This window comes from Mesorhizobium sp. M4A.F.Ca.ET.020.02.1.1 (genome assembly GCF_004022645.1).
GTDB lineage: Bacteria > Pseudomonadota > Alphaproteobacteria > Rhizobiales > Rhizobiaceae > Mesorhizobium.
In genome coordinates this window covers 1-6,026 of sequence record NZ_RZOI01000366.1, presented here as the reverse complement: position 1 = coordinate 6,026, position 6,026 = coordinate 1, and the positions used below count along the sequence as shown (strand labels likewise).

6 protein-coding genes and 1 pseudogene are annotated in these 6,026 nt (G+C 63.0%); 1 reads left to right on the top strand and 6 read right to left on the bottom strand.

Annotated elements, in window-relative coordinates; all coding sequences use genetic code 11:
* The 5 genes and pseudogenes from EN742_RS21240 to EN742_RS21220 form a co-directional block, all read right to left on the bottom strand.
* Positions 1 to 455 (bottom strand): sterol desaturase family protein (locus EN742_RS21240; protein ID WP_148670179.1); only part of this gene is annotated, 455 nt, incomplete at its 3' end.
* A gap of 95 nt (positions 456 to 550) precedes the next feature.
* Complete coding sequence (locus EN742_RS21235) at positions 551 to 1,579, bottom strand: AraC family transcriptional regulator (protein WP_245492369.1); 1,029 nt, start codon at positions 1,577 to 1,579, stop codon at positions 551 to 553.
* A 117-nt stretch (positions 1,580 to 1,696) separates the two neighbouring features.
* Positions 1,697 to 2,011: pseudogene (locus tag EN742_RS21230) on the bottom strand (MFS transporter); the annotation flags it as partial.
* Positions 1,987 to 2,529: an MFS transporter gene (locus EN742_RS21225; RefSeq protein WP_245455749.1), complete on the bottom strand. Its 543-nt coding sequence runs from the start codon at positions 2,527 to 2,529 to the stop codon at positions 1,987 to 1,989. The pseudogene EN742_RS21230 and the gene EN742_RS21225, both read right to left, overlap by 25 nt.
* 73 nt (positions 2,530 to 2,602) lie before the next feature.
* A complete protein-coding gene (locus EN742_RS21220; protein ID WP_245492368.1) occupies positions 2,603 to 3,943 on the bottom strand; it encodes an FAD-binding oxidoreductase in 1,341 nt (446 codons plus the stop codon).
* Between the two features lie 163 nt (positions 3,944 to 4,106).
* Between EN742_RS21220 and EN742_RS21215 the strand changes: the two genes are divergently transcribed.
* Positions 4,107 to 5,012, top strand: a complete 906-nt coding sequence (locus EN742_RS21215) for a LysR substrate-binding domain-containing protein (RefSeq protein ID WP_126057159.1) — start codon at positions 4,107 to 4,109, stop codon at positions 5,010 to 5,012.
* A 196-nt stretch (positions 5,013 to 5,208) separates the two neighbouring features.
* Here EN742_RS21215 and EN742_RS21210 read toward each other — a convergent pair whose 3' ends face one another.
* Positions 5,209 to 6,018: a class I SAM-dependent methyltransferase gene (locus tag EN742_RS21210; protein ID WP_126057158.1), complete on the bottom strand. Its 810-nt coding sequence runs from the start codon at positions 6,016 to 6,018 to the stop codon at positions 5,209 to 5,211.
* Between the last annotated feature and the right edge of the window lie 8 nt (positions 6,019 to 6,026).

The following is a 6,026-nucleotide window of genomic DNA, read 5'->3' as shown; positions in this document are numbered from 1 at the left end:
GTCCACGGTGTCGGATTGTACGAACGGTGGTGGAGGCGGTGGAACCACCGGAACAGTTTTGGGCGATGCATGAACCAGTGGGTCCAGTAGAACCACGCATCGTGCGCGACGATCAGCGCGACGACATTGATGGCGAAATAGGCCCACCCGTATTGTCCTGGGTCTTCATAGACCGGGAGCCAGCCAAGATTGGCCAGAATGGCGATCGTCAACCCGACCAGGGAGAAAATCACGACGGTCCGGAGCGACGTGAGAATTTCGCGGATGATTTGCCGCGCTTGCGGTGTCTCTTGGCGAATCTTGCGTGATGCAAGCCGCGCCGAAAGGAGCACGTTGATCAAGAGAAACGTCCCGCCGGCGCCGATCAGGTAGCGATAGAGATCGCTCTGCAGGATCACCGGATAAATGTCGGCTACGAAGCGCATGAGCGGCGCGACGGTTAGGGCGTCAAGCATTGGGCAAGCCTCCGGTGTTGGACAGCCAGGACTACCGGAGGGCGTTCGCCGCGGCTTCGCACCAGGAGAAGCCGATAGGAAAAACTGGATTTCGATCAGAGATTTTCGGAATCGATGAGCTTGCCCAGCGCATCTTTTCGAAACTGCGACGGCGTCGTGCCCGTGCGATCGCGAAATGCCCGGTTGAATGGCGCGAGCGACGCGTAGCCGACGCCAAAAGCGATCGACACGATCTGCTCGCGCACGCGGTCCGGGTCGGCAAGCCGCCGCCGGGCCTCATCGACGCGATGCTCATTGATGAACGCCGAGAAGCTTCTGAAACCGAGCCCGGCATTGATCAGCCGACGAAGGCGATGTTCGGGCACGCCAAGGCGCCCAGCCAATTGGCCGAGCGATAGCTCGGCCTCCAGGCACACCCCGTCTGCGACGGCACGCTTCAGACGCTCCAGTTCGATGCGCTCGGCGGGCGAGAGCTCGCTGACGCTGACGGCCGGCCGGGAGGGCGCCTCGAACAAATCCAGACGCAGGGGTACCAGCCATGCGGTGAAGACGAAGGAGAGCGCAAACAGCATCACGGCCTGCGCGAGCGTCGTCCAGCTGGGAAGCGGCGCGAACATCGCATAGATCTCGCCGGCCGCAATGAGGACGGCCGCCAGCGGCAGGACGATGGCGAGCGCGATGCGGAAACGGCGCCGGGAATTGACGAGATCATTACGAAAATCCTGAACGGCCATCCACACGATATGTGCAAGCAGAGCCACGAGCACCACCTGATGCAGGACGGTCTGGACGCGAGCAAGCATTGGGCTGTTGCCGTGGCCAAGCAGCAGGATCGCGACCAGAACGACGCCGGGTAGCGCGTAAGCGGGCGACCAGACAAAGTCGTCGCGGAAGAGGCCGATTGCGAACCACCACAGGAAGACGGGATTGAGGACGGCTAGCAGCAAGGGTATCCAGTGAGCATCGCCCAGCATCCCGGGCATGCCCGGTGCGGACAGCAAAACGTAGCTGGCGACTCCGAGAGTGAGCAGGAGGCCGCTCAGTGTCCCCGCGCGCACCGGCCGTAGTCTGACAAACTGAAGGGCCAAGAGCAGGTTGAGGGAGATCGCGCCGCCCCGCAACATCAAGTCCAAAATGCCCGCTCCGTTCATACCGGCAAGTAAACGCAGTTACGCCGACAAGGCAACGCGATCCGGTTGGGGGTTAAGCGGTTTGCTTGAGTTCCAGGCGGCGCCCGGCGCTCACGCGCGGCGTTCGTTCATCAAGAGCGCCACGACGACGCCTGACAGGAAGGTCAGCGCAGCAACCGCGGTAATCGCCGCAGCCAGACCGAAGAAGTCGGCGGCCGAGAGCGCGCCGATCGCATAGCCAAGATCGCGCCAGAAACGGTAGACGCTGAGTGAGCGGGCGCGCCAGGAGGGATGCGATGCATCTGACACCGCAGCGATCAAGCTCGGATAGACCATCGCAGTGCCGAGGCCGAGCAGCACACTGGCGAGCAGCCACCAGGCGAACTCGCCTGTCGCGGCGGTTAGGAACAGAGCCACCGCCTGCACCCGGCGGGCGGCGCCTGCGGAGCTTGATAGATGAAGGCAATCAGGCCGATGGCGACGACAATCAGTATCGCAACGGCGATGCCCACAGCGCTTATCCCGAAGGTCGTCCCGATTGCTGGCAGCAGCATCAGAGCGATCGCGATGCCCGCTGGCCATGAGTTGATGTAGATGGCCATGGCCGTTGCGATTTCCCGGCCGGCAAACCAGTCGGCGACCATCTTGGTCATCAGGACGTTCAGCAGAACGCCGCCAGTGCCGCCGATCAGTCGGCCGCTGATCTGCAGGCTCCAGGGCGCAGACGACGTCATCAGCGTTTCACCCGCCAGCATCATCAGGAGGCCGGCGAGCACGGTCGCCCTGTCGCCATAGCGCTGGCCGATGGTCGCGCCGGGCAGGGCCAATGCGACCCCCGGTGCAAGATAGAGGCCGATCAGGATGCCGATGTCGGCCAGGCTCGCACCGAGGCTATCGCTGACAAGGGGCGCGACGGCGCCGACGCTCTGGAATTGAAACGCCATTGCGGCGCGGCCGATAAACAGGACAGCAAGGATCGTCCAACGGCTGCGCACGGCTCCTCCCGAATAGTCCGAACTATTCAGGCCTGATATTCTGGTTCAGTCGGAAGAAATTGGTCGGGTCGTATTGCTTCTTGACTGCTGCCAGGCGCGCATAATTTTCGCCGTAGGCATCACGCACGCGCTCGTCACCCTCATCACCAAGATTGTTGGCATAGACGCCGCCGGTGGAGAATGGTCTGACCGCGTTCCATAGGTCGCGCGCCCAGCGCATGTTTGCCTCGTCATCGGCCGGATCGTCCCAGATGGCGATCGGGAAGCAGTCGAAGGCCGCATCGCGATTGGCGTAGGGCGAGTGCGACGCGGGCACCCGGGCGATCGCGCCGCCGACCTGCTGGAAAACCAGCAGGGACCAGTGATTGGGAGCCTTCGCGTAACTGTCGAGCAGCGCATCGATCGCTGCATCGCTGATCTCGTGCAGGAACTGCGCCTTCCAGTAATAGCGTCGTCCGCGTGGAAAAAGGCTGTCGGCCGCCGATTGAATCTGAAGATAGGGAACGGCCTGCAGGCGGCTTTCGACGGGGGACCCGAATGTCATCATCGGTTCGATGACCGGTTTGCCCGCCTCGGGTGCGCCGACATAGCACGCCGAGATGCTGAAGCCACGGTCGCCCGACGGCAGTGTGACGAGCGCGGCGTCGACGCTCAACTCGTCCGGGGCGCCACGGGAGAATTTGTCGTAAAACCGCATGACCTCGCGCGCATGATCATAGGCGTGAAGCACCGAGCCCACGAGAAGGGCCGGGCCAAGCGGGTGCAGCCGGTATTCGAACGCCGTCACTATGCCGAAATTGCCACCGCCGCCGCGCAAGGCCCAGAACAGTTCTGGATGCTCGTGGGCGCTTGTTCGCAACAGCCGCCCGTCGGCCGTGACGATTTCGGCCGCGATCAGATTATCGCAACTCAGGCCGTGCTTGCGCCCGAGCTTGCCGAAGCCTCCGCCGAGCGTCAGGCCGGCAATACCGGTGTCGCCGTTGACGCCCATGGTTGTCGCAAGACCGTACGCCTGTGTGGCGGCGTCGAACTCGCCGAGATTCAGGCCGGCCTCGGCCCTGACGATGCAGCGCTCGGGATCGACGACAATTTTCTTCATGCGGGATAGATCGATCACCATGCCATCGTCGCACACGGACAGGCCGGCGACGTTATGGCCGCCGCTGCGCACCGCCACGACGAAGCCCTGCAACCTGGCGTAGGTCACGGCATGGACGACGTCACCGGCATCGGCGCAAAAGACGATTGCGGCGGGGCGTTTGTCGATCGCCCCGTTCCAGACCTTGCGCGCCTGGTCGTAGGCAGTGTCCGTCGGCAATACCAATTCGCCTCGCAGACCTCGGCGCAGTTGTTCGACCGCCACAGTCTGGGAATGGGATCGGCCCAATGGCGCGTCGGCCTTTCGTGGGATCTCCATCGCTGTTCTCCCGCCGTTCGAACAACGTTACGGTCTCACACGGTCCAACCTTCTGCAAAAGCGAAATTCTCGGCTGCTGGATGAGAAGAATTCATCTAGGCTGCCGCGCATGACAAACCGCCCGCCGCTGCGCGCATTGCACGCCTTTGAGGCCGCCGCCCGGCACGGCAGCTTCAAGGCCGCGGCGGTGGAGCTCGGCGTGACGCCGACGGCGATCAGCCACCAGGTCCGCTTGCTGGAAGAGATATGCGGTCGCAAGCTGTTTCAGCGCCGGCCGCGCCCGCTCGTGCTGACGAGCGCGGGAGTGCGGCTGTTTCCGATCCTGCGCAACGGCTTTGATCTTCTCGCCGGCTCGCTTGCCGCGGTCGCCGAGCCCGATTTTCAGGCGCCATTGCGGGTAACGAGCCCGAACGCTTTCGCGAGTCGATGGCTCGTGCCCCGGCTGCCGAAATGGCGAGAGGCCAACCCGGCAATACCACTGGAGATCATCGGAACGGACGCGGTACTCGATCTGCGCGCCGGCGCCGCGGATGTAGCGATCCGCTATACGCGTCGCCCGCCTTTGCACTTTGCCGCGCAGGAGATATGCCGCGATTCCTTCTTTCCGATTTGCAGTCCCCAATTGTTGGCAAGCGATGGGCGGCTGATCGAGCGCGCCGCCGATCTCCTGCGTTATCCTTTGATCCACTTTGACTGGATGAACCGGGATCCGGATGCTCCCACCTGGTCCCGGTGGCTGGCGATGGCCCGATCAATCGATCCGGAGTCAATCCCGGACAAAGCCTGGGATTTGAGCTTTCGCGAGGAACTGCATGCGATCGACGCGGTTGTCGCCGGGCAAGGCATTGCGATCTGCAGTGATATTGTGGTCGGCCGCGAACTGGAAAACGGCTCTCTCGTCAAGGCGCATCCAATGTCCTTGCCGGGCTACAGCTTTTATGTCGTCTGGATGCACCACAGTGCCCGATCCGCGGTTATAGAATCCTTCCTGGGCTGGATGAGAACCGTCATATGAGACCGTCCAACCCGCGCGCCGTGGGCGGGAAGGGAACAAGTGGCTGTTGTTGCCGCCGGTGATGTAGCGCTAGGCGGTCCCATACGGACTGGGAGCGAGCGGAAGGACTGCTGTCAGGATTAGACAGACAGCGAGATCGATCGATTTTTCGATGCCCTCGCAACGTTGCGAACACCGCAATTTCGACGTTTCATGGTTAGAGACGGGACCTGAAAGCTCGCGCCGGCTTGGTCGCGCAGATTGCATAGCGATGCTGCATCGAGCGTTCCAGCGCCTTGAGGAAGTTCAGGTGCCGCGCCTGTGCGCGATGAATCGCGCCGAGCCGGATGTCGACCACAGGCACCTCGAAGCCAGCCTCCGCAAGAAGCGCGCAGACCTCGTCCGCTTTGGCGCCGCGCGAAAAGTGGAGCCGCGACAGGATGCTGCGATGGCGGTCCATCATCGCCTGGTCCAGAGCGCCGGCCGCCTCGACCGTTGAGCCGGGCAGTCTCTCCAAGATCCTACGCAGACGGGCTGCCCAGGTCTCGGATACGAAGTCACCATCAACTATCAGCAACCGTCCGCCGGGCTTGAGCAGCGAGAACCATTCGGCGAACGCCGCTCGCGGATCGACCAACGTCCAGACGAGATGACGGGTGACGAGGACGTCGTAGCAGTCCTTTTCTTCGAGCGTGCGCTCCGCGTCGCCGAGCAGGAACCGGATGCCGCTTTCCCTTTGCGTTGCCTTCGCACGCGCCTTGGAAAGCATGGCCTCTGACCAGTCCAGTCCTGTCACGGCGTAGCCCAAGTCGTACATGAGATGGGATACAACCCCGGTGCCGCAGGCGAGATCGAGCGCGCGCCGGCGGTTCCCGGCGCCCAGGTGCTTGAGGATCAGCCTGTGCCAGGCTCTGCGCTCCCGCTCGGAGAAGATCTCATGCCCCACTGAGACGTCGAAGGTCTCCGCACGCGCCGACCAGTAATCACGTATTTCGTCCCGCAGCGAATAATTGGCCTCGCCCACCATTCCAAACC